This window comes from Sphingopyxis sp. (assembly GCF_034380315.1).
Taxonomy (GTDB): domain Bacteria; phylum Pseudomonadota; class Alphaproteobacteria; order Sphingomonadales; family Sphingomonadaceae; genus Sphingopyxis.
This window is the reverse complement of record NZ_JAXMPB010000006.1, coordinates 46,951-71,036: the sequence shown is the minus strand read 5'-3', so window position 1 is coordinate 71,036 and position 24,086 is coordinate 46,951. Positions and strand designations below refer to the sequence as shown.

Annotated in this window: 18 protein-coding genes; 9 read left to right on the top strand and 9 right to left on the bottom strand. The window is 62.7% G+C overall.

Features of this window, described 5'->3' with window-relative positions; all coding sequences use genetic code 11:
• Positions 1-37: 37 nt before the first annotated feature.
• Entirely contained in the window at positions 38-2,815 is a 2,778-nt protein-coding gene (locus tag U0S50_RS12370; RefSeq protein WP_322309070.1) for a DUF3857 domain-containing protein, read from the top strand.
• Here U0S50_RS12370 and U0S50_RS12365 read toward each other — a convergent pair.
• Entirely contained in the window at positions 2,805-3,296 is a 492-nt protein-coding gene (locus tag U0S50_RS12365; RefSeq protein WP_322309069.1) for a DUF2218 domain-containing protein, read from the bottom strand. The two genes, U0S50_RS12370 and U0S50_RS12365, sit on opposite strands and share 11 nt — an antisense overlap.
• Before the next feature lie 119 nt (positions 3,297-3,415).
• Here U0S50_RS12365 and U0S50_RS12360 point away from each other — a divergent pair, with 119 nt between their 5' ends.
• From U0S50_RS12360 to rplL, 3 genes are all read left to right on the top strand, one after another.
• Complete coding sequence (locus U0S50_RS12360) at positions 3,416-4,054, top strand: TetR/AcrR family transcriptional regulator (RefSeq protein WP_322309068.1); 639 nt, start codon at positions 3,416-3,418, stop codon at positions 4,052-4,054.
• A 337-nt stretch (positions 4,055-4,391) separates the two neighbouring features.
• Entirely contained in the window at positions 4,392-4,907 is a 516-nt protein-coding gene (gene rplJ, locus U0S50_RS12355; protein ID WP_322309067.1) for a 50S ribosomal protein L10, read from the top strand.
• A 59-nt stretch (positions 4,908-4,966) separates the two neighbouring features.
• Positions 4,967-5,338, top strand: a complete 372-nt coding sequence (gene rplL / locus U0S50_RS12350; RefSeq protein ID WP_322309066.1) for a 50S ribosomal protein L7/L12 — start codon at positions 4,967-4,969, stop codon at positions 5,336-5,338.
• A gap of 109 nt (positions 5,339-5,447) precedes the next feature.
• On the opposite strand, the gene U0S50_RS12345 is transcribed toward rplL, so the two are convergent.
• Both U0S50_RS12345 and U0S50_RS12340 read right to left on the bottom strand, forming a co-directional pair.
• The gene (locus U0S50_RS12345) at positions 5,448-6,074 is read right to left on the bottom strand and encodes a hypothetical protein (RefSeq protein ID WP_322309065.1); all 627 of its coding nucleotides are present in this window, start codon (positions 6,072-6,074) and stop codon (positions 5,448-5,450) included.
• Between the two features lie 668 nt (positions 6,075-6,742).
• Positions 6,743-8,185: a carotenoid oxygenase family protein gene (locus U0S50_RS12340; protein WP_322309064.1), complete on the bottom strand. Its 1,443-nt coding sequence runs from the start codon at positions 8,183-8,185 to the stop codon at positions 6,743-6,745.
• Between the two features lie 50 nt (positions 8,186-8,235).
• Between U0S50_RS12340 and U0S50_RS12335 the strand changes: the two genes are divergently transcribed.
• Both U0S50_RS12335 and U0S50_RS12330 read left to right on the top strand, forming a co-directional pair.
• Positions 8,236-8,856: a TetR/AcrR family transcriptional regulator gene (locus tag U0S50_RS12335; RefSeq protein ID WP_322309063.1), complete on the top strand. Its 621-nt coding sequence runs from the start codon at positions 8,236-8,238 to the stop codon at positions 8,854-8,856.
• An 83-nt stretch (positions 8,857-8,939) separates the two neighbouring features.
• A complete protein-coding gene (locus tag U0S50_RS12330; RefSeq protein ID WP_322309062.1) occupies positions 8,940-10,724 on the top strand; it encodes a diguanylate cyclase in 1,785 nt (594 codons plus the stop codon).
• A gap of 10 nt (positions 10,725-10,734) precedes the next feature.
• Here U0S50_RS12330 and U0S50_RS12325 read toward each other — a convergent pair whose 3' ends face one another.
• The 4 genes from U0S50_RS12325 to U0S50_RS12310 form a co-directional block, all read right to left on the bottom strand.
• Positions 10,735-11,502 (bottom strand): hypothetical protein, encoded by a 768-nt coding sequence (locus U0S50_RS12325; RefSeq protein WP_322309061.1) that lies wholly within the window; start codon positions 11,500-11,502, stop codon positions 10,735-10,737.
• Complete coding sequence (locus U0S50_RS12320; protein ID WP_322309060.1) at positions 11,492-11,716, bottom strand: helix-turn-helix transcriptional regulator; 225 nt, start codon at positions 11,714-11,716, stop codon at positions 11,492-11,494. The genes U0S50_RS12325 and U0S50_RS12320 overlap by 11 nt, the downstream gene beginning before the upstream one ends.
• Positions 11,716-12,219, bottom strand: coding sequence for a DUF2975 domain-containing protein (locus tag U0S50_RS12315; protein WP_322309059.1), 504 nt, complete (start codon positions 12,217-12,219; stop codon positions 11,716-11,718). Before U0S50_RS12315 ends, U0S50_RS12320 begins: the two co-directional genes overlap by 1 nt.
• A gap of 162 nt (positions 12,220-12,381) precedes the next feature.
• Entirely contained in the window at positions 12,382-13,173 is a 792-nt protein-coding gene (locus tag U0S50_RS12310) for a hypothetical protein (RefSeq protein WP_322309058.1), read from the bottom strand.
• Positions 13,174-13,538: 365 nt separating this feature from the next.
• Here U0S50_RS12310 and rpoB point away from each other — a divergent pair, with 365 nt between their 5' ends.
• Positions 13,539-17,711 (top strand): DNA-directed RNA polymerase subunit beta, encoded by a 4,173-nt coding sequence (rpoB, locus tag U0S50_RS12305; protein WP_322309057.1) that lies wholly within the window; start codon positions 13,539-13,541, stop codon positions 17,709-17,711.
• Positions 17,712-17,762: 51 nt separating this feature from the next.
• On the top strand, positions 17,763-22,046 hold the full coding sequence (rpoC, locus tag U0S50_RS12300; protein ID WP_322309056.1) for a DNA-directed RNA polymerase subunit beta': 4,284 nt from the start codon (positions 17,763-17,765) through the stop codon (positions 22,044-22,046).
• A gap of 279 nt (positions 22,047-22,325) precedes the next feature.
• Here rpoC and U0S50_RS12295 read toward each other — a convergent pair whose 3' ends face one another.
• Positions 22,326-22,505: a PspC domain-containing protein gene (locus U0S50_RS12295; protein ID WP_322309055.1), complete on the bottom strand. Its 180-nt coding sequence runs from the start codon at positions 22,503-22,505 to the stop codon at positions 22,326-22,328.
• Positions 22,506-22,560: 55 nt separating this feature from the next.
• Positions 22,561-22,689 (bottom strand): hypothetical protein, encoded by a 129-nt coding sequence (locus U0S50_RS12290; RefSeq protein WP_322309054.1) that lies wholly within the window; start codon positions 22,687-22,689, stop codon positions 22,561-22,563.
• Positions 22,690-22,931: 242 nt separating this feature from the next.
• Here U0S50_RS12290 and recF point away from each other — a divergent pair, with 242 nt between their 5' ends.
• Entirely contained in the window at positions 22,932-24,041 is a 1,110-nt protein-coding gene (gene recF / locus U0S50_RS12285; RefSeq protein WP_322309053.1) for a DNA replication/repair protein RecF, read from the top strand.
• Positions 24,042-24,086: the final 45 nt, after the last annotated feature.

Sequence of the window (24,086 nt, the reverse complement as noted above, 5' to 3'; positions counted from 1 at the left end):
AGGCTGTTCGGGGTTGGGGGTGGTTGTGGGGACGCGATTGATATTTGTTTCGCTGGTGGCGTTTTACACGAGCGCGGCTTTTGCGGGCGAACAGCCGCTCTATTCGCCAGCGCCGGATTGGGTGACAGCCCCCAAGCCGCTGCCTGCGGATGACAAGCTAGGCGGCCTTGTCGTGCTTGATCTACAGCAGCGCCTCGAAGGTGCGACTGTCTGGAGTTACAGCGACACGGCCGTGCGGATAAGCACGCCCGAAGAACTGACGCAGAATAATAATGTTACCTTGCCTTGGGCGCCTGACAAGGGCGATCTGATCATCCATCGCCTGACCATCGTTCGCGATGGAATGGAGATCGATGCGTTGGTAAACGGCCAGAAGTTCACCGTGCTACGCCGCGAAGAGGCCCTGGAACAGCGCGAAATGACCGGCATATTGTCGGCGACCCTGGCGGTGGAAGGATTGCGGGTCGGGGATGTGCTGCGGCTTCAGATGTCGATCACGGCAAAGGATGATGCGCTCGGCGGGCGGTCGCAGCTTTCGATCCCGCTTCCAGCCGAACCGGTACGGATCGGGGTAGCGTCCTATCGTTTGTCGTGGCGCAAGGATGACAAGCTGGCGTGGAAGGCGCTGCCCTCCAGTCCTTCGCTCGCGCCGCGTCGCAACGGGGACTTTTGGGAAGTGCCCATTGCGCTGCCGATTGCCAAGCAGCCTGAAATGCCGGCGGATGCACCGGTTCGTTTCCGGCGGACGCCGGTTCTCGAGGCGTCGACCTTTTCCAATTGGGCGGACGTCTCGCGGATCATGGCGCCACTCTATGCGACGCAAGGGCTGATCGCTGACGGTGGCCAACTGGCGGCCGAGGTGGAAAAGATACGGGCGGCGACCGACGATCCGATGCAACGCGCAGCGATGGCGCTGCAATTGACGCAGGACAAGATCCGCTATCTGGCCGTGGGTATGGACGGCGGAAACTATGTTCCCGCCAAGCCGGAGCGGACATGGGATGCGCGGTACGGCGACTGCAAGGCAAAGACGCTGTTGCTGTTATCGATGCTCCATGCGCTCGGGATCGAAGCCGAAGCGGTTCTCGCCCATGCGGAAATGGGTGATGCGGTACCAGGCCGTGTCCCGAGTGCGCTGGCGTTCAACCACGTTGTGGTAAAGGCGACTGTCGCGGGGGACACATTATGGCTCGACGGTACCGGTCTTGGCTCCAGGCGCGCCGATTTGGGCGACACGCCGCCATTCGGATATGTCCTGCCGGTGCGGGCACAGGGCGCGGATTTGTTGCAGATCGTACCGCGGGCGCCAGCGCGTCCGACACTCGACCTCTCGCTCGATGCCGACGAAAGTACCAGCATCGATTTGCCCTCGGTGATCAAGGTTGAATTGGTTGCGCGGGGGCAGCTCGCAAGCCTTGCGACCCTGGCGCAATCGCGGTTGAACGAAAAAGAACGCCGGGACCTGATGGAGCGGGTACTGCAAAATTTCGTGGGCGAAGCGCAGTATGATGCCCTAGAGACCGTTTTCGATGCCGACGCGGCCACAATGACAATCAAGGCACGCGGCGTGTTCGGGAGCGGCTGGTCGCGCGACGATAATCGGACCGAACGATGGCTGTCACGGGTCCCGACACTCGTCCGGTTTACGCCGGATCGGGCGCGGGCCGCCTGGGCCGACATCCCGGTTCAGACCCAGGCGCCGGATCGAATGCGATATCGCTTGCGCATTCGTTTGCCCGACGGTGGGCAAGGGTATCGGATGGAAGGCGACTCCGCGTTCGATGCGCTGATCGGCGGTATCGGCATTACGCGCAGCGCGGTTCTGGCCGATGGTTATGTCACGGTCGACGAAACGCTCGCGGCGTCCGGGATGGAACTCGCTGCCTCCGACCTAGCCGAACAGCGCGAGCGCGTCGCTGCGGCCATCGGACGGGTTCCGCGTCTGATTGCGCCCGAAAATGCGCGCCGCCGCTGGGATCTTGCAGGCGCCGAATCGCGATCGCAGCTCGATGCAATAAAGGCCGTCTTCGCCAAGAAGATAGAGGAGGCGGATGAGGAGAATATCACGGCGTTTACCAGCGATATCTCCTTCAGGATCGGAATCGGGGACTATAAGGGTGCCGAACAGTCGTTGAGCCGCCAAATCGCTTTGCTGCCCACGATTAATGCCTATCTCGAACGTTCCGAAGTGCGGCGCCAGCTTGGTGATGTTACCGGAGCCCACGCCGACGCGGATGCTGCGCGAAAGCTCGATCCGTCATCCTCGTCGGCCGTCACGGCGTTGGCCATGCTGAGCGCTGAGCGGGGCGACATGGAAAAGGCGATCGCTATGCTTGACGAACGCATCGCGGTGGGCGGCAAGGAACGCGACAATTTGCGTCATTCAAAGGCGCAGATTGTCGGCGAACATGGCGATGCGGTCGCAGCGATTGAGGAACTGGATGCGCTGATCGCTGCCAAGCCGGGCACGCCGATGCTTCTCAATTCGCGCTGCTGGATAAAGGCGACCCGCAACATTGCGATCGATACCGCGCTCAAGGATTGTACATCGGCGCTCGAGCTTTCGGACAGCACGGCGTCCATCCTCGACAGCCGGGCACTGGTATGGATGCGGATGGACCGCAACGAGGACGCGCTGCGCGATCTGGATGCCGCGCTTCAGCAGTCGCCGAGCATGGGGTCGAGCCGCTTTTTGCGGGCGATCGTGCTTGGCCGGCTGGGGCGCGGGGACGCTGCAGCGGCGGATCTCGCCGCGTCGCGGCGTTTGGAGCCGGCGGTTGAACGCGACTATGCGAAGTTTGGGCTCAAGCCGTGACGCTCGGCGTCGTCCAGTGAAAGGGCAGCGGCGCCTCGCGGAAAGCAAAGCGATCAAGATGGCGTGAGACCACTTGTTGCAGCGTTTCAAGATGCGCCGCGCTGCTTGCGTCGATGCGGATGTGCAGCCTGTCGGCACTGGCCTCGAAGCGGGCCTGTCCGTCGCCCTGCCAGTTGGAGCCCCTGGCATCCCGTGGGAAGGTGACGCAACCCTGGCTCGCATCGAAGGTGACCGGCATGCCATGTTGCCAGTGCTTGCAAAGTTGTTGCAGATATTTCGCCGCCAGCCCGGTCGGCACGTCGGCTTGTGCTGAAAATGACATGCCTCTTTCCCTTGTATCGTTGATGGTGCCGTGTCGTCCTGTCGGCCGGATTGACGCGCTGGTGTAGCGCTTCCTTCCCAATGTCGCGGTGGACGGAACAACTGACCGGCATCGCGTGTCGATCGCCGCCAAGGCTGATTGGGGAGGGTGAACAAACATGGCATCGGCCTCCCGGTCAAATTCTGTCCCGGGATGGCGGAAATTGCGTCAATGCTCATCTTATCCCGGCGACACAAAAAATGTGTCCGCCAAGATCCGGACTATTTGGCAGGAATATGATGACGAAGCGCAGAGGCCGTCCGCCCAAATATGATCCGACGCGCGTCGTAATGGCGGCGCAGCAGCTATTTTGGCGGCAAGGGCTGGAAGCGACGACACTGCGAGAGTTGAGCGACGCGACGGGGCTTCACAAGCCCAGCCTATATGGCGCCTTCGGCGATCGTCTGGCGCTATATGGTGCGGCGCTGGACATGTATCTTGAAGCAACCGACGAAGCGGCCGCCGCTGCGCTGTCGTTGCCAGATATGATGAGCGCTCTCGATGCTTTCTTTGAGGCGGGGCTCGATCTCTTCGAGCGGAACGGCGGGCAGGGGTGCTTTTTCTTGTCGACCGCGGTTCCGATAGCGTCGCGTTATCCCGAAATCGGATGCCGAGTGGAAGACGCGATGGCTAGGGCCGTGGATCGACTGACGGCGCGGTTGGCCGCTGGGCAGGAGGAGGGGCAGCTTTCCGCAGCGGCGGAGATCGATGCCCTTGTCGACATTCTCCTTTCGACACACGCTGCCGTCGCATTACGTGCGCGGGCGGGTGAGCCGCGGGCGTCGTTACAGGCGTCGGTCGATCGTGTCTTGTTGCAACTGTTCGGTCGAACGGTCGCTGACAAGGCGCGTCGCCGTCACGGCTCCTTGGCCTTTTGAAGCTCCCTCGGGGCTGTCGGTCTTTGGTCCCGCGCTTGACTCCTGCGCTCTGCCCGCTATTAGGCGCGCAAATTGTCGCGGGGCGTGCCCCATGGCAATTCCGTCCGAGACAGTTGGTGCGGGGGATTTGCCCCGCTTAATTTCCAGCCTAGACGGGGAACAGTCTTTTTCGGTCGCTCGCCTTGTCATGGCGTTCGCGGCTTGACCGACCCCATCGGACATCGTTGCGCATATGACGGCCGGGTTCTGCCCTTCGCCGACATCTGCGTTTGTTAGCCGCCCGGCGGCGCGTCTGTTTCGATGGGCGTGTTCTCCGGGCATGAGTGGAGAAACAGGCATGGATCGTGCTCAAAAGGCCGAAGCCGTATCCTCGCTGAATGCTACGCTGTCGGATGCCGCCTCGGTTGTGATCGTTCGCAACCTTGGCCTCACTGTCGCCCAGTCGACGGTGCTTCGCCAGCAGATGCGCGACGCTGGGGCGAGCTTCAAGGTCTCGAAGAACCGCCTGGCCAAGATCGCGCTCGAAGGCACTCCCTATACCGGTATCGGCGACATGCTGACCGGCCCGACGGCCATTGCGGCTTCCACCGATCCGGTGGTCGCGGCAAAGATCGCCGTGGAATTTGCCAAGACCAACGACAAGCTTGAGATCGTCGGTGGCGGCATGGGGGATGTGATCCTCGACGTGGAAGGCGTGAAGGCGCTTGCATCGCTGCCGTCGCTTGACGAACTGCGTGGCAAGCTTGTCGGCCTGCTCCAGGCTCCGGCCACCAAGGTTGCCCAGATTGCGGCAGCTCCGGCTGGTCAGCTGGCGCGGGTCTTTGGTGCCTATGGCGCCAAGGAAGCGGCGTAATCCTCGTTACTTTTGCAACAATTCACCGGGCTTTGTCCCGGTTCTGATGGAGAATGAAAATGGCTGATCTTGCTAAGATCGTTGAAGACCTGTCGGCGCTGACCGTTCTGGAAGCTGCTGAACTTTCGAAGCTGCTCGAAGAAAAGTGGGGCGTTTCGGCCGCTGCTGCCGTCGCCGTTGCTGGCCCGGCTGCTGCCGCTGCTCCGGCTGCTGAAGAAAAGGACGAATTCGACGTCGTCCTGACCGGCGACGGTGGTCAGAAGATCAACGTCATCAAGGAAGTTCGTGCGATCACCGGTCTGGGCCTGGGCGAAGCCAAGGCACTGGTCGAAGGCGCGCCGAAGGCTGTCAAGGAAGGTGTCAACAAGGCCGAAGCCGAAGACATCAAGAAGAAGCTCGAAGCCGCTGGTGCGACCGTCGAACTGAAGTAATTCGGTTGCGGAGGTTCCGGCTGGTTCACCCAGCCGGGCCGAGCTAAAAGAAAAAGGGCGGTGCCGCGATGGCGCCGCCCTTTTTCATGTCCGCAAGCCCTGCGGGGTATCAGCTTCGAGAAAAGCCAGGTTTGAAACCTGGAGCGGTGCGTGCCGGACCAGGACGGCGGACGTCCTGCATCGCGGTGCCGGCGGCGGGGGCTGGACGCTGGGCAATCTCCCACGCGCTCGCGGGTTCCCGGCGCCGATCGACCTGTCCCGCGAGCAGCGCATCATATTCGAGCCGCTCCATCCGGTCATGGAAACGGGCGCGCTTCAACCGCTTCTTTAGCGTCAGAAACGGGTTTTCAGCGGTCGGGCCTGCCATTGCCATCGCTTCGTGGCGCCCCATGCTGCCATGCGGCGCGGCGGCAAAGCTGGGGGTGGAGCGTAGCGCAGACTGTGACGGGCTGGCCGAGACAGAGCCGGAGTTCAGGCTCGGGCTAGGGTGCACGCCCGACACGCTCTGCGATACACCTGCCAGCGGCTGCGACGAATAGGCTGTCGGCGGAACGTCCGCTGTATCGATGCTGCCGTCACGGCGGCGGCGCATGAACGCCACCGCCGCGCCACCTGCGATTGCCAGTGCGGCAAGACCTGCCGCAAGGCTCCAAGGGAATGTGTCGGTGGCTTCTAGCGGCGGTGCATCGGCGGGCACCGCCTCAAGCGGCGCGGCCGGGGCCATGGTCGATGTCACGGCTGGCCCTGCGATCGCTGCGCTTGCCGTGTCGGGTACCTCGGCCGCCGAATTCGTGACGGGGCTTGCCGCCGAAGCAGAGGTGACCGGACGGCTGTCGGTGTCGCGGCGAGGCGCTTGGGCTGGTGTGGCGCGCTCGGCGCGCGCCGGGGGTGCCGTTTCCGTGCGCGCTGCCGTTTGCGCGGCAGGCTCGCTCGGCTCCGTCGTAATGGTCAGAGGTACACGAATGACCGGAGCTACCGGCGCCGACTGCGCGCTTTGCGGGGCTATGACGGGAGGCTGTGCCCCGCTCGTCAGGGGGGCTCCGCTTGTCGCGGGGGGCGTCGTAGGCGCCGTGGGGTTCGACACCGGCGTGGCGGGCGGAACGGCGACTGGGGACGTCATCGGCAGACTGGGCGCCTCTTGGGCAAGGGCGACTGGTGCAGAAAAGGCCAGGAACGCGGCAATCGCGCTCGTGGCAGGGCGGGAGAGGGGGCGTTTCTTGATCATCATAGCCAAGCAACGGACCGTCGCTGCAAAGTGCTGCCCGATCAGGCTCGTTTCCACGACGAGCCGTGCGCGCGGGGCGACTGAATGAGGATTCGGAGATGTCATTCACCCTGCTGTGCGGGGTGTTCGTCCACCGCGTACGACCATAAAACCGGTCGCACGCGGCGGCAACCAACGCCTCAGTCCGCGACCCAATTGCCATGAAAGCCGGGTGGAATTCGGTGCGGCAGATGGATGGTGGCCTGGGGTAGGCCGGCGAAATCGTCGGCGTTCAGAATTACCAGTTCACTGTGTTGATCATTCATGTCGACGACCAGCCCGATCAGCCAGCCGTCCGTCTCGGCGCCATCTGGGCCGCGCGGAACGAAGACGAATTCGCCGGGATGGCGGCCGGGACCGAAATCGCGGACGATCGTTTCGCAGCGCTCGGTATCGTGCCGGAACAGGCGGGTATCGGCGATGGCCATTTCGACCGCGTCGCAGTCGGGCAGCGCAACCGTATAGAGATAGCGGTAAGGGCGCGTCGTCCGCCGCTCGTCATAGCGCGGAAACTCCTGCGGATGATCGTGGATCACGGCGCGGTGGGTCTTGCCTGCGGCCGGATCGATCGTCCAGCGCTCGAGCCGTGAGCGTTCGCTGTCGGGTCCGCGCTTCGACCTGGCGAACATCGTCTCGTGGACGACCATGTCGACGATCACCTTGCCGTCGGCGGTTTCAAATGCGTTGCCCGGGTGAAAGACATAGCAGGGATCGACAGGCACCCAAAGGATGTCGGTCCCCGCCCCCTGGCGCGGCAACAGGCCGACACGTGCGGGGTGGTCGGTGTTCCATTCATAGGGAAAGCGATATCCCGCGAGCAGCGCCTTCATCGAAAAGGTGACGGGCAGATCCAGCACCAGCACGTAATTTTCGGTGATTGCGCAGTCATGGATCGACGGGCCGTCACTAACCGCGACGGCTTCTTCGCGGATCACATGCGCGTCGGCGTCGAGCACGACATGCCAGACCTTGTTCGGCTCGTCGCCCTTATAGGTGACGGCGTGGGTTTCATCGGTGAACGGGTCGCGATGCGGATGCGCCGTATAGGCACCGGCCAGCGTATCGTCGAAGGGATTATGAGCCAGCGTGTCCAGCGTGTCGTTGAGTTCGGCGGGCATACCTCCGGCCTCAACGATCGCAAAGGTCCGTCCTGCGATGCCGACGACATTTGTATTGGGCGCATCGAAACGGTCGAGGCGCCGCCCAGGGGGCAGCGGTTCGTTCAGCGCCTGGCACGCCTCTTCGCCTCGTACCCACCGGTTGCGGTACCACAGGGCCTTCCCGCCTTCGACCCGAATACCGTGCACCATGCCCGCGCCGGTGAACCAGTGATAGCTGGCGGGATCGGGCGGCAGTGCGGGGTTGGGACCGTTGCGCATATAGCGGCCAGCAAGGCTGGCGGGAATTTCGCCATCAACGCGCAGGGCCTCCAACGTCAGTTCCTCCGTCATCGGTTGATGTATGCCGGTCAGAAAAGGGTGGGCGTCGGCCGGAACCGGCAGGCGTTTGCGATTGAAATCGGCGACCTTGCCAATGCCTTTGGTAACGGCGCCGCGGATCATCGTTTCGACTTTGCTGGACATGGGCGTTCCTTTTGCTTGCGGGATCGAGTCGCGATGTTTACGATGAAAACATGAAGGATGAAGATAACAGCGTCAACATAAATGATGCGGCGCCGACATCGCCGGTGCGTTCCAGCAGCTATCATCATGGCGATTTGCGCGCGGCGGTGATTGCGGCGGGGATGGCCCGGCTAGCGCGCGGCGATGATCGAGAGCTTGGTCTGCGTGCGCTCGCGCGCGACGTGGGGGTCAGCGCGACCGCACTTTACCGCCATTTTCCGGACAAGGAGGCGCTGCTCGATGCGCTGGCTGATGAAGGGCTGCGTCGGCTGGGTGCGCTTCAGGCTCAGGCTTGGCTTAAAGCGGGGGGAGGCAGCGCTGGATTTCTGGCCGCTGGGATCGCCTATGTCCGCTTTGCCCATGACGAACCGGCCCTTTTCCGGCTGAGCTTCACCCGCCAGATGCCCGAACGCGCGGCCGATGCGGGCGGCGACGGCGGCGATGTCGCCTATAATCTGCTGCGCGCCGGGATCGGAGAAGCGCTCCCGGGGGCGGCCGATCCCGAACGAGCGGCTCTCCACGCCTGGTCGCTTGTCCACGGCCTGGCAATGCTCATCCTCGACAAACGGATTGAGTGGGACGAAGCGCTGGTGGCCGATGTCGTCGGACTGACCTTCGGCGGAATTGCCTGACCCGCTTTGCCGGACCGCCTGTTTGCGGTAAGCGGTGCGACAATGTTAGCAGTTCCTTTGCCAGTTCGGGGCATTCTGGCCGCATGACACGTTCGCGTCCTTTCCTTGTCGAGGCGGGGTTCTGGGTTGCGTTGACGGCGACCGGATATTTCCTGCTGGCCGCACTGTCGCTCTATGCGACGAAGGGTGCGGACAATATCGCGGCGATCTGGCCCTCAAGTGGCTACTTCCTCGCGCTCCTGCTTTTGATGCCGTCGCGCTTTTATCGCCCTGTCTTCGTCGCGGCGGCGGTGGCTAGCATCGCGGCGAACATGCTTGGTGGCGCTTCATTCCTCGCGTCTGCGGCCTTCTCCTTCGCCAATGGGTGCGAAGCTGCAATTGCCCTGTGGTTGCTGCGCCGCCGCGAGCCGGGAGGACTGTCCTTCATGGCCCCGCGGCCTGTTGCCAATTTCTGCCTGGCCGCATTGATCGCCAGCGTGGTCAGCGCCGGTATCGCGGTATCGCTGGTTGGCGGTAGTACCGATTTTTTCCTATCCTGGCTGACTACCGTGGCGCTGGGCATGCTGATCGTGACGCCGCCGATCGTGATGCTGGCGCGCATGGTGCATTCCAGTGCCATGTCGAATGTCCCTGCGGCGATGATGGCGGAGGCAATTTTGCTGCTCGTTCTCGCCGCCTTGGCCGCGACCGTGACCTTTGCGCAATCCGAATTTCCACTGACGTTTCTGCCTGGGGTGGCGGTGGTCGTGGCCGCCTATCGGCTTGGGCCCTTTGGTGCTGCGACGGGCATGCTGGTGGTCGCGGTGATCGCCTCGCTGTTTACGGCACACGGCATGGGGCCGGTCGCGGCGATTGAAGGACAGTCAAAAGTTCGCGTTTTTTTCCTGCAGTTTTATCTGGTGACGATATTGTTCGTCGTGCTTCCGCTGGCGGCGCAGCTTGTCGTCCGACAACGCCTGACGCGGCGGCTGGAACAGAGCAATCGCTGGCTGCTTCAGGCAGAGGAAGCCGCACATGTCGGCCATTGGCGCGTCGATCTGGTGCGTCAGACGATCCAGTGGTCCGATCAGGCTTATCGCATTCACGGACTGCCGCCGGGCGGAACGGTGACGATCGAATCCAGCCTCGACAATTACATAGCAGAGGATCGATCCCGGGTTCGCGAAACGCTGGAACGGGCTTTTGCGGCGGGGGCGCCCTTCGAATTTCAGGGCCGAATATCGCTGGCCGACGGATCGATACGCCATGTCAAATCGCATGGTTCGATCGAAATGAGCCGTGGCGGTGTCCCGGTCGGCATTTTTGGTACGATCCAGGACGTCACCCAGACGGTCGAAAATGCGCGCATGCTGGAGAATGCTCGTTTCCGGGCGGAAGAGGCGGCGAATACCGACATGCTGACCGGTCTGCCCAACCGCCGCCACACGCTCGCCTTTCTCGATCAGGCGTTGTTGGCGGCGTCACACAGCGGAGCGCCGCTGGCGGTTGCAATCTTCGATATCGATCATTTCAAGCGCATCAACGATGAGCACGGCCATGCCGCCGGAGACAAGGTGATACGCTGCGTCGGCTTGCGCGCCAAAAGCTCCCTGCGCGAAGAGGATATGGTGGGGCGCTTCGGCGGCGAGGAGTTCGTATGCATCTTCCAGGGGAACAGCGCGCGCTCGGCGGAACTTGTGGCCGAGCGGGTGCGCCGCGCCATCGAGTCGCACGACGACACCACGGGCGGGCTTCCGAAGGTGACGGTCAGCATCGGGCTTGCCGTTTACTCGGGCGAGAAAAATGTGGAGGATTTGCTCCACCGCGCTGACAAGGCGCTTTATGCCGCCAAGCGTGAAGGCCGTAACCGTCTGCGCATGGCGGCATAGTGCGAGATGGCTAGGCCGCTTTCCCGGCCTCCGTGCCGGCGAGGTCGATGCCCTTGACGCGCGCGGCATGGCGCGCAGCGATCGTCATCGCGCCGACCATCGTCAGCGCCAAAAGGCCGACAACCAGCGAATCCAGGATCAGCAGCGGCCAGTCGAGCGCCGCCGGGGCAAAGATCGCGCCGAAACTCAATGCGTAGTGGAGCGCCATCAGCGGCAGCGCGCCGATGATGAGCAGCGCGACGCTGCGCCAGAAATGACCCAGCATGATGGCGATGGAAGCAAGCGGACCGATGCGCATATTGCCCGCGGGCCAGGCCGCGTACCAAGCCATCAGATAAATGCTCAGGACGAAATATGCCAGATTGAGCGCATAGCCAGCCCACAGCGCCGGCTGCCCGGAAAGGCCGACCGCCTCGGTTAGCGCGGGGCCGAAAAGCGTCCACCATTGCTGAAGCGCCTGTAGCGCAAACAGGATGAGCCAAAGCCCAAAGGCGGGCCATTCCAATCGCCGCGCGCGCCGCGCATCGCCGCCGAAGATGATGAAGCGTGTGAACCAGTAGCCTGGAAGCAACAAGGCAAGGGTTTTCGCAAAGCCGAACTGCAGGCGCAGGGGATCGGCTTCGGCCATCTTGGCCCCCGCAATGCCTTCGTACATTCCCGCACGCCATTCGACGACATGCTGAGCGAATTCGACCGCGACCGGAATCAGGAACAGCAGGGAACAGGAAAGCGCAAAACGCCATGTACTGCGATAGACGTCCGTAATATTATTCTTCATCGGCTGTCCCCTCCGGGTAAAAGGCGATCAGGTCGCCAGGTTGGCAATCGAGAGCGCCGCAGATCGCCTCGAGCGTGGAAAAGCGGATCGCCTTGGCTTTTCCGGTTTTGAGAACCGATAGATTGGCGACAGTGATATCGACGCGTTCGCTCAGTTCGGTCAGTGTCATCCGCCGTTGCCAAAGCAGGTCGTCGAGCTGGATATGAATGGGCATCAGACCGTCTGTTCCAGTTCCCGGCGCATGGCTGCGCCCTGTTCGAAGATGCGGGCCAGGATGAAGAGCAGCAGGATCGCCAGCCAGGCGGTCAGGCTCGGTTGCCAGCCGTACAGATCGGCGCTGGCGAGCGACATTTGATAGCTGATCCAGCCGAATGCCGCGTCGACGACCTGGATGGAAAGCAGCCACCAGCCGATGCTGCGCAGGGTTTGGGCATGGCCGTCGGCGAACGTGTCGCCCGCGCGGGTCGCGTCGATCATCGCGACCAGGCGGGAAAAGATCGCATGCGCGGCGATGGCGACCGGAACGCACAGCAGTAGTGCGAAGCGAAACAGCTTCAGCAGTTTGTCGGCATCGAGCGTCGGCTTTGCCTGGGCGATCGCATCGATCGGCAGGTCAGGGCGGATCATGATCACCGCCAGCAGGATCATGAGTAAGCCCAGGGCAAGCCAGTTCAGGGCATTGAGCGTCACTATCAGTCGGCGGCTCCACAGCAGCATCGCGATGTTCCTCGATAAACAATGTGTTCATTATCGATAAACGATATGTTTCATATTGCAAGGCAGTAATATATCGAGCGATCGCGCGGGCGTCGGGCAGGAAAAAGGGGCGCGGAATTGCTGTCCCGCGCCCCTTGTTTCGCTCTGGGTCCGGTCTGGGTGCTAGTTGGAGACGCCGGTGGCCTTGGCGACCGCGTCGGCAAACTGTTCGGCGGTATAGGCGGCGGCCAGTCCGGCAGGCGACATCAGAAAGGCGCTGCGTGGCAGCGTCACGGCATCGCCGCTTGCGGTGGCGACGACGACCGTATCAGCCCCGGCCGACTTGACCTTGCCGAGGATGGCGGAGCCCTTCAGACTGCGGACCTCGGCGCCGGGCTGGAGTGCGGCGGCGACGGCTGCGTTATCAGCGGCGGCTGCGCTGTTCGCCTGCTGCATCGCGTCGGCGAACTGTTCGGCGGTGAAGCTGGTGGCCAAGCCCTTCTGCCCGACGAAAAAAGCGTCACGGGGCAATTTGATGTCGCCGGTCGGGGTGGTCAGCACCACGCCTTCGGCATCGGCCAGCTTGACCTTGCCCACGATCGTTGCGCCGTGCGCACTGTGGACATCTGTGCCGGGTTGCAGGGCTTCGGTCAGCTTTGCATCGGCGCCTGCGGCGGCCTGATCGACGGCGGCCAGGACCTGCGCCTTCGTTGCGCCGATCGTCGGCCCCTGCTCAAGCATGCCGAAGGCGTTTGCGGGCAGCGTGACCTGCTTGCCGCCGCCCAGGTCGACGACGACATTCGGTCCCTGCGTTTCGGAAATGGTCCCCAGTTCGCTGCTTTCGGAATCGAAAACCTTGGTGCCGACGGTCAACTTAGCGGCGGCTGCCGCAGCGTCCTGCGCCAGCGCGGGCGCGGCCGAAATGGCGGCCGTGCCAAGAGAGAGGGATGCGACTATAGCTGCGATTCTCCGCATTATGCTTGTTCTCCTTGTAAAAAATCCATCAAACGCATGTGCGGTGAACGCGCGGCGCCCGCGAAGGCCATGCTAATGCTGCCGAGCCGTGCCTTGGGCGGGATGAATTGAGCCGATTTGGCGAAAGGCAGTGGGGTGTCGCCGCAAGGGTGCGCGATTGACAGTTTGGGCGCCAAATCCTATATCGCCGTCATACCCCATCGTCCGAGATAGAGCCTGTCCTTGCGCAGCGGGCTGTACGGATAGGGCGGCAGGGATTTCGACACGCGTAGGAAAGCTGCGGTAAACCGGCGACGGTTGCCTGCGGCTTTTTTCGCGTCGGAGCGCCCGCGATCTTGATTTTTTTTGAGGCGAGACAATCACTTATGGCGACCAAGGCGAAGTCGGTGGGCAAGGCCCTCGAAGCAACCGCAAACAAGCGAATCCGCAAGCTGTTCGGCAATATCCACGAAGCGGTGGAAATGCCCAACCTCATCGAGGTGCAGCGCGAATCCTATGAGCAGTTCCTGCGCTCGGATCCCTCGATCGGCTATGTTTCGGGCCTTGAAAAAACGCTGCGCAGCGTTTTTCCGATCCGCGATTTTGCTGGCACCGCCGAACTCGACTTCGTCCACTACGAACTCGAAGAGCCGAAATATGACGTCGAGGAATGCCGTCAGCGCGGCATTACCTATGCGGCGCCGATGAAGGTTACGCTCCGCCTGATCGTCTTTGAAGTCGATAGCGAAACCGACACCCGCTCGGTCCTCGATATCAAGGAGCAGGACGTCTACATGGGCGACATGCCGCTCATGACCGAGAATGGCACCTTCTTCGTCAATGGCACCGAGCGCGTCATCGTGTCGCAGATGCACCGTTCGCCGGGTGTGCTCTTCGACCATGACCGCGGCAAGACCCACTCGTCGGGCAAGTTCCTGTTCGCCGCCCGCGTCATTCCCTATCGCGGTTCGTGGCTCGACTTCGAATTCGATGCCAAGGATATCGTCAACGTCCGCATCGACCGCAAGCGCAAGCTGCCGGTCACTTCGCTCCTTTATGCGCTCGGCATGTCGGGCGAGGAAATCCTCAACCATTTCTATGATCGCCTCGTCTTCGAGCGCGCTGAAAATGGCTGGAAAGTGCCTTTCGTCGTCGAAAACTGGCGCGGTTCGAAGCCCGCGTTCGACGTCGTCGATGCCAAGACCGGCGAAGTCGTCTTCGCTGCCGGCCACAAGATCAGTCCGCGCCTCGCCAACAAGGCGGCGAAGGACGGTCTCGACACGCTGCTGATCCCGACCGAGGAAATCTTCGGCCGCTATTCGGCCTATGACCTGATCAACGAGGCGACCGGCGAGATTTACATCGAGGCCGGCGACGAAGTGAGCGCCGAGAATCTCGAGAAGATCGACGCCGCGGGCATCGACAAGCTCGTGCTGCTCGACATCGACCACAACAACACCGGTCCGTGGATCCGCAACACGCTGAAGGCCGACAAGGCCGAGGATCGCGACCAGGCGCTGTCGGACATTTACCGCGTCATGCGCCCCGGCGAACCGCCGACGCGCGAAACCGCCGAAGCCCTGTTCGACGGCCTGTTCTTTGACGCCGAGCGCTATGACCTGTCGGCGGTCGGCCGCGTCAAGCTCAACATGCGTCTTGGCCTCGACGCCGAGGACACCGTCACCACGCTGCGCAGCGAAGATATTCTCGCGGTCGTCAAGGAACTGGTGAACCTGAAGGACGGCAAGGGCGAAATCGACGACATCGACAATCTCGGCAACCGTCGTGTGCGTTCGGTCGGCGAACTGCTCGAAAACCAGTATCGCGTCGGCCTGCTGCGCATGGAGCGCGCGGTGAAGGAACGCATGAGCTCGGTCGACGTCTCGACCGTCATGCCGAACGACCTGATCAACGCGAAGCCCGCGGTCGCCGCGGTGCGCGAGTTTTTCGGCTCGTCGCAGCTCTCGCAGTTCATGGACCAGACCAACCCCTTGTCCGAAGTCACTCACAAGCGCCGCGTCTCGGCGCTCGGGCCGGGCGGTCTGACTCGCGAGCGCGCGGGCTTTGAAGTCCGCGACGTCCATCCGACCCATTATGGCCGCATCTGTCCGATTGAAACGCCCGAAGGCCCGAACATCGGTCTGATCAACAGCCTCGCGACCTTCGCGCGCGTCAACAAATATGGCTTCATCGAAACCCCGTACCGCCGCATCATCGACGGCAAGGTGACGAATGAAGTCGTCTATCTGTCGGCGATGGAGGAATCGAAGCACACGGTTGCGCAGGCGAACGCCGACCTCAACCCCGACGGCAGCTTCATCGACGAGCTGATCTCGGCCCGCGAAGCTGGCGAATTCCTGATGGCACCGCGCGATCAAATCACCCTGATGGACGTGTCGCCGAAGCAGCTGGTTTCGGTCGCCGCCTCGCTCATTCCGTTCCTGGAAAACGATGACGCCAACCGCGCGCTCATGGGCTCCAACATGCAGCGTCAGGCCGTGCCCCTGCTGCGCGCCGAGGCGCCGGTCGTCGGCACCGGCATGGAAAGCACCGTGGCACGCGATTCGGGCGCCGCGATCGCCGCCCGCCGCGGCGGCATCATCGACCAAGTCGATGCGACCCGTATCGTTATCCGTGCGACCGATATGATCGAACCCGGCAAGTCGGGCGTCGACATCTATCGCCTGCAAAAGTTCCAGCGCTCGAACCAGAACACCTGCATCAACCAGCGTCCGCTGGTGAAGGTGGGCGATGTGGTCCGTGCTGGCGACATCATCGCCGACGGTCCGTCGACCGAACTTGGCGAACTGGCGCTCGGGAAGAACGTCCTCGTCGCCTTCATGCCGTGGAACGGCTATAATTATGAGGACTCGATCCTCATTTCCGAGCGCATCGTGAAGGATGACGTCTTTACCTCGATCCACATCGAGGAATTCGAAGTCACCGCACGCGACACCCGCCTCGGGCCGGAGGACATCACCCGCGACATCCCGAACGTCGGCGAGGAAGCACTGCGCAACCTCGACGAAGCGGGCATCGTCTATATCGGCGCCGAAGTCGGTCCGGGCGACATTCTGGCTGGCAAGATCACCCCCAAGGGTGAATCGCCGATGACGCCGGAAGAAAAGCTGCTGCGCGCCATCTTCGGTGAAAAGGCCAGCGACGTGCGCGATACCTCGCTCCGCCTGCCGCCGGGCGTGTCGGGCACGGTCGTCGAAGTGCGCGTCTTCAACCGTCACGGCATCGACAAGGACGAGCGCGCGATCGCGATCGAACGCGAGGAAATCGAGCGTCTGAAGCAGGACGCCGACGACGAGCGCGCGATCCTCAACCGCGCGACCTTCTCCAGCCTCAAGGACCTGCTGATCGGCGAAACGACCAGCGCGGTGCCCAAGGGGCTGAAGAAGGGCGACGTCGTCACCGAAGAAATGCTGGTCGAACTCGACCGTGCCGACTGGTGGAAACTGGCGGTGGTCGAGGACAACACCCAGACCGCGCTGGAAGCGATCAAGGCGCAGTATGACGAGGCGATCAAGCGGATCAACGCAAAGTATGAAGACCGCGTTGAAAAGCTGCAGCGCGGTGATGAACTGGCGCCGGGCGTCCTCAAGATGGTCAAAGTGTTCGTTGCGGTGAAGCGCAAGCTGCAGCCGGGCGACAAGATGGCCGGCCGCCACGGGAACAAGGGTGTCATCTCGCGTATCCTGCCGATCGAAGACATGCCGTTCCTCGAAGACGGCACCCATGTCGACATCGTGCTCAACCCGCTGGGCGTGCCGTCGCGTATGAATGTCGGACAGATCCTCGAAACGCACCTTGGCTGGGCATCGCGCGGCCTCGGGCGGCAGGTGACGCACGCGCTGGAGGAATGGCGCGACGCCAATCCCGATGCGACCGGCGGTCAGATGCCCGAAGCGGTTCGCGAGGCGCTCGAGCATGTCTATGGCGCGGAATATCTTGAGGATATCAAGTCGCGCACCGCCGACAATGTCGTCGAACTGGCCGAAAATCTGAAGGTCGGCGTGCCGTTCGCAACCCCGGTGTTCGACGGCGCCAAGGAAATCGATGTGTCGAACATGCTGACGCTGGCCGGCCTCGATGACTCGGGCCAGTCGGACCTGTATGACGGCCGCACCGGCGACCGGTTCGACCGCAAGGTGACGGTGGGCTATATCTATATGCTCAAGCTTCACCACCTCGTCGACGACAAGATCCACGCGCGTTCGATCGGCCCCTACAGCCTCGTCACCCAGCAGCCGCTGGGCGGTAAGGCGCAGTTCGGCGGCCAGCGTTTCGGGGAAATGGAGGTCTGGGCGCTGCAGGCCTATGGCGCGGCCTACACCTTGCAGGAAATGCTGACGGTGAAGTCGGACGACGTGATCGGCCGTACCAAGGTGTACGAAGCGATCGTCAAGGGCGACGACACCTTCGAAGCCGGCATTCCCGAAAGCTTCAACGTGCTCGTCAAGGAAATGCGCTCGCTGGGCCTCAACGTCGAACTCTCGTCCTATTCGGACGAGGATGAAGGCCCCGACGCCCTTCCCGAAGCCGCCGAATAATCATTGCCTCACCCCTTCCGCCCGCGGCGGAAGGGGAAGCGGAGCCAGACTATGAACCAGATTACCAACTTCATGAACCCGGTCGCGAAGCCCGAAACCTTTGACATGATCAAGATCGGCATCGCGAGCCCCGAGCGCATCCGTTCCTGGTCGTTCGGCGAGATCAAGAAGCCCGAAACCATCAACTACCGCACGTTCAAGCCCGAACGTGACGGCCTGTTCTGCGCGCGCATCTTTGGCCCGATCAAGGATTATGAATGCCTGTGCGGCAAATATAAGCGCATGAAATACAAGGGCATCGTCTGCGAAAAATGCGGTGTCGAAGTCACGGTGACCAAGGTTCGCCGTGAGCGCATGGGCCATATCGAGCTCGCCGCGCCGGTCGCGCACATCTGGTTCCTGAAGTCGCTGCCGTCGCGCATCGGCCTGCTCCTCGACATGCAGCTGAAGCAGCTCGAGCGCGTTCTCTATTTCGAGGCCTATATCGTTCTCGAGCCCGGCCTGACGCCGCTCGAAAAGTTTCAGCTTCTGACCGAAGATGAACTGCTCGATGCGCAGGATGAATATGGCGAAGACGCTTTCAGCGCCGGCATCGGCGCCGAAGCGATCCGCGTGCTGCTCGAAAATCTCGATCTCGAGCAGGAACGCGTTGATCTGATGGAAGAGCTCGCGACCACCAAGTCGGAGCTCAAGCCCAAGAAGATCATCAAGCGCCTGAAGGTCGTCGAAAGCTTCATCGAATCGGGCAATCGCCCCGAATGGATGATCCTCGAAGTCGTTCCCGTGATCCCGCCCGAACTGCGCCCGCTGGTGCCGCTCGACGGCGGCCGCTTCGCGACGTCGGATCTGAACGACCTGTATCGCCGCGTGATCAACCGCAACAACCGCCTGAAGCGCCTGATGGAGCTGCGCGCGCCGGACATCATCGTCCGCAACGAAAAGCGCATGCTGCAGGAAGCCGTCGACGCGCTGTTCGACAACGGCCGCCGCGGCCGCACGATCACGGGTGCCAACAAGCGCCCGCTCAAGTCGCTGTCCGACATGCTCAAGGGCAAGCAGGGCCGCTTCCGTCAGAACCTGCTCGGCAAGCGCGTCGACTATTCGGGCCGTTCGGTCATCGTGACCGGTCCCGAACTCAAGCTGCACCAGTGCGGCCTGCCGAAGAAGATGGCGCTCGAACTGTTCAAGCCGTTCATCTATGCGCGCCTCGACGCCAAGGGTCTGTCGATGACCCTGAAGCAGGCGAAGAAGTGGGTCGAAAAGGAACGCAAGGAAGTCTGGGACATCCTCGACGAAGTCATTCGCGAGCACCCGGTCCTGCTGAACCGCGCGCCGACGCTTCACCGCCTGGGCATCCAGGCGTTCGAGCCCGTGCTGATCGAGGGCAAGGCGATCCAGCTTCACCCGCTGGTCTGCGCCGCGTTCAACGCCGACTTCGACGGTGACCAGATGGCGGTCCACGTCCCGCTGAGCCTGGAGGCGCAGTTGGAAGCGCGCGTCCTGATGATGTCGACCAACAACATCCTGTCGCCCGCCAACGGCAAGCCGATCATCGTTCCGTCGCAGGATATGGTGCTGGGTCTCTATTATCTGTCGCTGGAACGCGAAGGCGAACCGGGTGAGGGCATGTTGCTCGCCGACATGGCCGAAGTGCACCAGGCGCTCCACGTCGGCGCGGTCACGCTGCACTCAAAGATCATCAGCCGCGTTCCGCAGACCGACGAACAGGGCAATGAATATCTGCAGCGCTTCGAAACCACGCCGGGCCGCATGCTGATCGGCGAATGCCTGCCGAAATCGCACACGGTGCCCTTCGACGTCGTCAACCGTCTTCTTACCAAGAAGGAAATCGGCGACGTGATCGATCAGGTCTATCGTCACACCGGCCAGAAGGAGACGGTGCTGTTCGCCGACGCCATCATGGCGCTGGGCTTCCGCCACGCATTCCGCGCCGGCATCTCGTTCGGCAAGGATGATATGATCATCCCGGCCTCGAAGGAAGGCATGGTCGACGAAACCCGCGCGCTGGTGAAGGATTTCGAGCAGCAGTATCAGGACGGCCTGATCACGCAGCAGGAAAAATACAACAAGGCGATCGACGCCTGGTCGCAGTGCGGCGACAAGGTCGCGAACGCGATGATGGACGAAATCCGCGCGACGCCAAAGCTGGACAATGGCCGCATGGCCCCGATCAACTCCATCTACATGATGGCGCATTCGGGTGCGCGTGGTTCGCAGGCCCAGATGAAGCAGCTTGCGGGTATGCGCGGCCTGATGGCCAAGCCGTCGGGCGAGATCATCGAAACGCCGATCATCTCGAACTTCAAGGAAGGCTTGACCGTTCTTGAATATTTCAACTCGACCCACGGCGCGCGTAAGGGCCTGGCCGATACCGCGCTCAAGACCGCGAACTCGGGGTATCTGACCCGTCGTCTGGTCGACGTGTCGCAGGACTGCGTCGTGATCGAGGAAGATTGCGGTACCGAACGCGGCATGGAAATGCGCGCGATCATCCAGGGCGGTTCGACGATCGCCTCGCTGGGCGAGCGCATCCTCGGCCGTACGACGCTCGAAGATGTCACCGACAAGGATGGCAATGTCATCGCCCCGATCGGCACGCTGCTCGACGAAGCAACGACGGCGCGCATCGAGGAAGCCGAAGTCCAGTCGGTGAAGATCCGTTCGCCGCTGGTCTGCGAAGCGACGATGGGCGTCTGCGGCAAATGCTATGGCCGTGACCTTGCCCGCGGTACGCCGGTGAACATCGGCGAAGCGGTCGGCGTCATCGCCGCCCAGTCGATCGGTGAACCTGGCACCCAGCTGACCATGCGTACCTTCCACATCGGTGGCGCGGCGCAGGTCAACGAACAGTCGAACGCCGAAGCGATTTCGGACGGGACGATCGAATATCGCGAGATGGAAACGATCGTCGACCAGCGTGGCCGCCGTCTGGCGCTGTCGCGTTCGGGCGAAATCGCGATCATCGACGCCGAGGGCCGCGAACGTGCGTCGCACAAGCTGCCCTATGGTGCACAGATCATGCACAAGAACGGCGAAAAGGTGAAGAAGGGCGACCGGATTGCCGAATGGGATCCGTTCACCATGCCGCTGATCACCGAAAAGCAGGGGATCGTGAAGTATCAGGATCTGGCCGATGGCAAGACGCTGACCGAACAGGTCGACGAAGCGACCGGTATCGCGCAGCGCGTCGTGATCGAATATCGCGCCGCGGGCCGCAGCAAGAAGGAAGACCTTCAGCCGCGCCTGACCCTGCTCGACGATGCGTCGGGTGAAGCCGCGCGCTATCTGCTCGCGGTTGGCACGATGATCTCGGTCGACGACGGCCAGGAAGTACAGGCGGGCGACGTGCTCGCCCGTGTGACCCGCGAAGCGTCGAAGACCCGCGATATCACCGGCGGTCTGCCGCGTGTCGCCGAACTGTTCGAAGCGCGCATTCCGAAGGATAATTCGGTCATCGCCAAGATCAGTGGCCGCATTGAATTCGTCAAGGATTACAAGGCGAAGCGCAAGATTGCGATCGTTCCGGAAGAAGGCGATTCGATCGAATATCTGATCCCCAAGTCGAAGGTCCTCGAAGTGCAGGAAGGCGACTATGTGAAGCGCGGCGACGCGCTGATCTCGGGCTCGCCGAACCCGCACGACATTCTCGACGTCATGGGCGTCGAGGCGCTGGCCGAGTTCCTGGTTGCCGAAATCCAGGAAGTCTATCGACTCCAGGGCGTGAAGATCAACGACAAGCATATCGAGGTGATCGTTCGCCAGATGCTGCAGAAGGTCGAGATCACGTCGGGCGGCGACACCACACTGCTGCCGGGCGAACAGCTCGATTATCTGGAGATGATGGAATATAACGCCAAGCTGCCGAAGAATGGCGTGCCGGCAGAGGGCCGCCCGGTCCTGCTCGGTATCACCAAGGCGAGCCTGCAAACCCGCAGCTTCGTTTCGGCGGCGTCCTTCCAGGAAACGACCCGCGTGCTCACCGAAGCCTCGGTGCAGGGCAAGGTCGACTCGCTGATGGGCCTCAAGGAAAACGTCATCGTCGGCCGTCTGATCCCGGCGGGCACCGGCGCGGCGATGAACCGCGTCCGCGTTACCGCCTCGTCGAAGGATGCCGCGCTGCGTGCAGCGATGCGCGCCGCGAACCAGGAGCATCTGATCGCGCCGCAGACCGCGGCCGAAGAGCATGCTGCCGAACTGGCACAGGGCCCCGAAGCGGCGATCGGCGACGATCCGCTCGGCAAGGTTCAGGGCGAAGACTTCACCACCGACGATGTCGTGGTGCTGGATCGTCCCGAGGATGACGGCGAGGAATAAGCCCCTCGGCTCGCAAGCCTAAAAGAGAGCCCCGCCGGAGCGATCCGGCGGGGCTTTTCTTGTGTGGAAAATGCTCTGGGGTTTGGGTGTGTCTGGAGCTCCCTTTCCATCCCGCTTCGCTCCCGGCGTGCGGCGTCTGGGGGGGCGGCGATTGGCGCCAAAGAGGGATGCGCGGCGCGCGGACATGAAAAGAGCCCACCGGGCAGACCGGCGGGCCCTTGTGCGTGGAAAATGCGGGCCGACGGATTTGCGCCCAGGCGACGTTTCGGCCCGGGCTGCCTAAGGTGCGAGGATCGCGACCGTGATGTACAGCAGCAACGGCAGGCCAAAGCCCAAGAGCGTCAGGCCGACGAAGCCGACGCGCGTCCACAAGACGTCGATGCCGAAGTGGTCGGCTATCCCGGCACAGACCCCAAAGATCATGCCGTCGCGACGATTCTTGCGAAAACCCTGTTTCATTTCTGTCCTTTCAATCCCGGCGCTTGGCCGGCGTTAATGGAGGGGTGTCCGCTGGTCAGATGACCAGCGAACCGACCTGCGCACCATTCTGGCCGGCGATCGCCAGCAGCATGACCGAGGCGTAGAGCGAAGCGAAAGCGGCGAGGGCGTAGCTTTTGACGTTGTCGAGGTTGATACTGGCCATGATTTTAATCCTTCTTTGTCCTCCCATCCGGACCATCCGGTGGATGCCTGTTACTTTGCAGGAGCCGTGCCAATTTCGTTCATCCGCAGTTAAGCGCCATTTTTCCGTTTCAGGACAAGTGGTGAAATGAAAAAAATACCGAAATATCGGAAAAATAACCAATATATAAACATTGCCGCATGTGAATTATGAGGCGAGCGGGGCTGGCGCCTCCCGGGCGGGTACGGTAGGCGCGGGATAAGATGACGTTGACTCGCCTCTCGCTAACCGATTTTCGCAATCATGCCGGGGCGGACATGGCGGCTGCGTCAGGCATCGTCGCATTGCATGGCGACAACGGGGCGGGAAAGACCAACATATTGGAGGCGATCTCGCTGCTAGCTCCGGGGCGCGGGCTGCGCCGGGCACCGCTCGCCGACATGGTGCGCGATGGCGCGGGCGGCGGCTTTGCCATATTTGCCGAAGTGCAGAGCGATCCCGCGCTGCCGCCGGTCGCACTCGGCACGGGAATAGAGGCGGCGCAGCCGCGCCGCCGTATCGTGCGGATCAACGGCGCGGCGGCCGCGGCGACCGCGCTCGGCGACTGGTTGTCGCTGCTGTGGCTGACCCCGGCGATGGATCGGCTGTTCGTCGAAACCGCGGGCAATCGGCGGCGCTTTCTAGACCGTCTCGTTCTGGCGTTGGAGCCACGTCATGCACAGCACGGCAATCGCTATGAAGCGGCCATGCGTGCGCGCGGAAAATTGCTCGCCGATCCCGCCGCTGCGGATGCGCAATGGCTGACTAGTCTAGAGGCGCAACTCGCCGACCATGGTGCGGCGATCGACGCGGCGCGGCAGCGCACGCTCGCGGCGCTGTCGGCCGAGCTGGCGGAACAGCCCGACGCGCCCTTTGCGCGGCCGTTGCTCACGCTGGTGGATGGTGATGGCGCGGCGCGGACCGAACCTTATGCCCCCGATGCGCTCAGGGCGCTGTTCGCCGCGCGGCGCCGGATCGACGCCGCGGCCGGGCGCGCCACTGCAGGGCCGCATCGCGATGATCTATCGGCGCTGCATGCCGCGACGGGGCGTGCGGCGGCGCGCTGCTCGACCGGCGAGCAAAAGGCGATGCTGCTGTCGCTCGTTCTCGCGCATGGCGATTGCGTGGCACGGGCGCGGGGAGCCCGGCCGGTGTTGCTGCTCGACGAGGTGGCCGCGCACCTCGACCCTTCGCGCCGCGGAGCGCTGTACGAGCGGCTGGCGGGACAGGGAGGGCAAGCTTGGCTGACCGGCACCGAAGAGGGCCTGTTCGCGAATATGCCCGGCCCTGTGACGCGTTTTCGTATCGCGGGCGGGCGCATCGCGGCGGGATAGCAATCGATCTTTCGGAAACGAACCCGAAACCGGGGGCGTGTCGCC

Excerpts from the sequence above, each read along its gene's own strand:
- U0S50_RS12365 (WP_322309069.1), bottom strand. The coding sequence starts at position 3,296 with ATGTTTGTTCACCCTCCCCAATCAGCCTTGGCGGCGATCGACACGCGA.
- U0S50_RS12360 (WP_322309068.1), top strand. The coding sequence starts at position 3,416 with ATGACGAAGCGCAGAGGCCGTCCGCCCAAATATGATCCGACGCGCGTC.
- rplJ (WP_322309067.1), top strand. The coding sequence starts at position 4,392 with ATGGATCGTGCTCAAAAGGCCGAAGCCGTATCCTCGCTGAATGCTACG.
- rplL (WP_322309066.1), top strand. The coding sequence starts at position 4,967 with ATGGCTGATCTTGCTAAGATCGTTGAAGACCTGTCGGCGCTGACCGTT.
- U0S50_RS12340 (WP_322309064.1), bottom strand. The coding sequence starts at position 8,185 with ATGTCCAGCAAAGTCGAAACGATGATCCGCGGCGCCGTTACCAAAGGC.
- U0S50_RS12335 (WP_322309063.1), top strand. The coding sequence starts at position 8,236 with ATGAAGGATGAAGATAACAGCGTCAACATAAATGATGCGGCGCCGACA.
- U0S50_RS12330 (WP_322309062.1), top strand. The coding sequence starts at position 8,940 with ATGACACGTTCGCGTCCTTTCCTTGTCGAGGCGGGGTTCTGGGTTGCG.
- U0S50_RS12325 (WP_322309061.1), bottom strand. The coding sequence starts at position 11,502 with ATGAAGAATAATATTACGGACGTCTATCGCAGTACATGGCGTTTTGCG.
- U0S50_RS12320 (WP_322309060.1), bottom strand. The coding sequence starts at position 11,716 with ATGCCCATTCATATCCAGCTCGACGACCTGCTTTGGCAACGGCGGATG.
- U0S50_RS12315 (WP_322309059.1), bottom strand. The coding sequence starts at position 12,219 with ATGCTGCTGTGGAGCCGCCGACTGATAGTGACGCTCAATGCCCTGAAC.
- U0S50_RS12310 (WP_322309058.1), bottom strand. The coding sequence starts at position 13,173 with ATGCGGAGAATCGCAGCTATAGTCGCATCCCTCTCTCTTGGCACGGCC.
- rpoB (WP_322309057.1), top strand. The coding sequence starts at position 13,539 with ATGGCGACCAAGGCGAAGTCGGTGGGCAAGGCCCTCGAAGCAACCGCA.
- rpoC (WP_322309056.1), top strand. The coding sequence starts at position 17,763 with ATGAACCAGATTACCAACTTCATGAACCCGGTCGCGAAGCCCGAAACC.
- U0S50_RS12295 (WP_322309055.1), bottom strand. The coding sequence starts at position 22,505 with ATGAAACAGGGTTTTCGCAAGAATCGTCGCGACGGCATGATCTTTGGG.
- U0S50_RS12290 (WP_322309054.1), bottom strand. The coding sequence starts at position 22,689 with ATGGCCAGTATCAACCTCGACAACGTCAAAAGCTACGCCCTCGCCGCT.
- recF (WP_322309053.1), top strand. The coding sequence starts at position 22,932 with ATGACGTTGACTCGCCTCTCGCTAACCGATTTTCGCAATCATGCCGGG.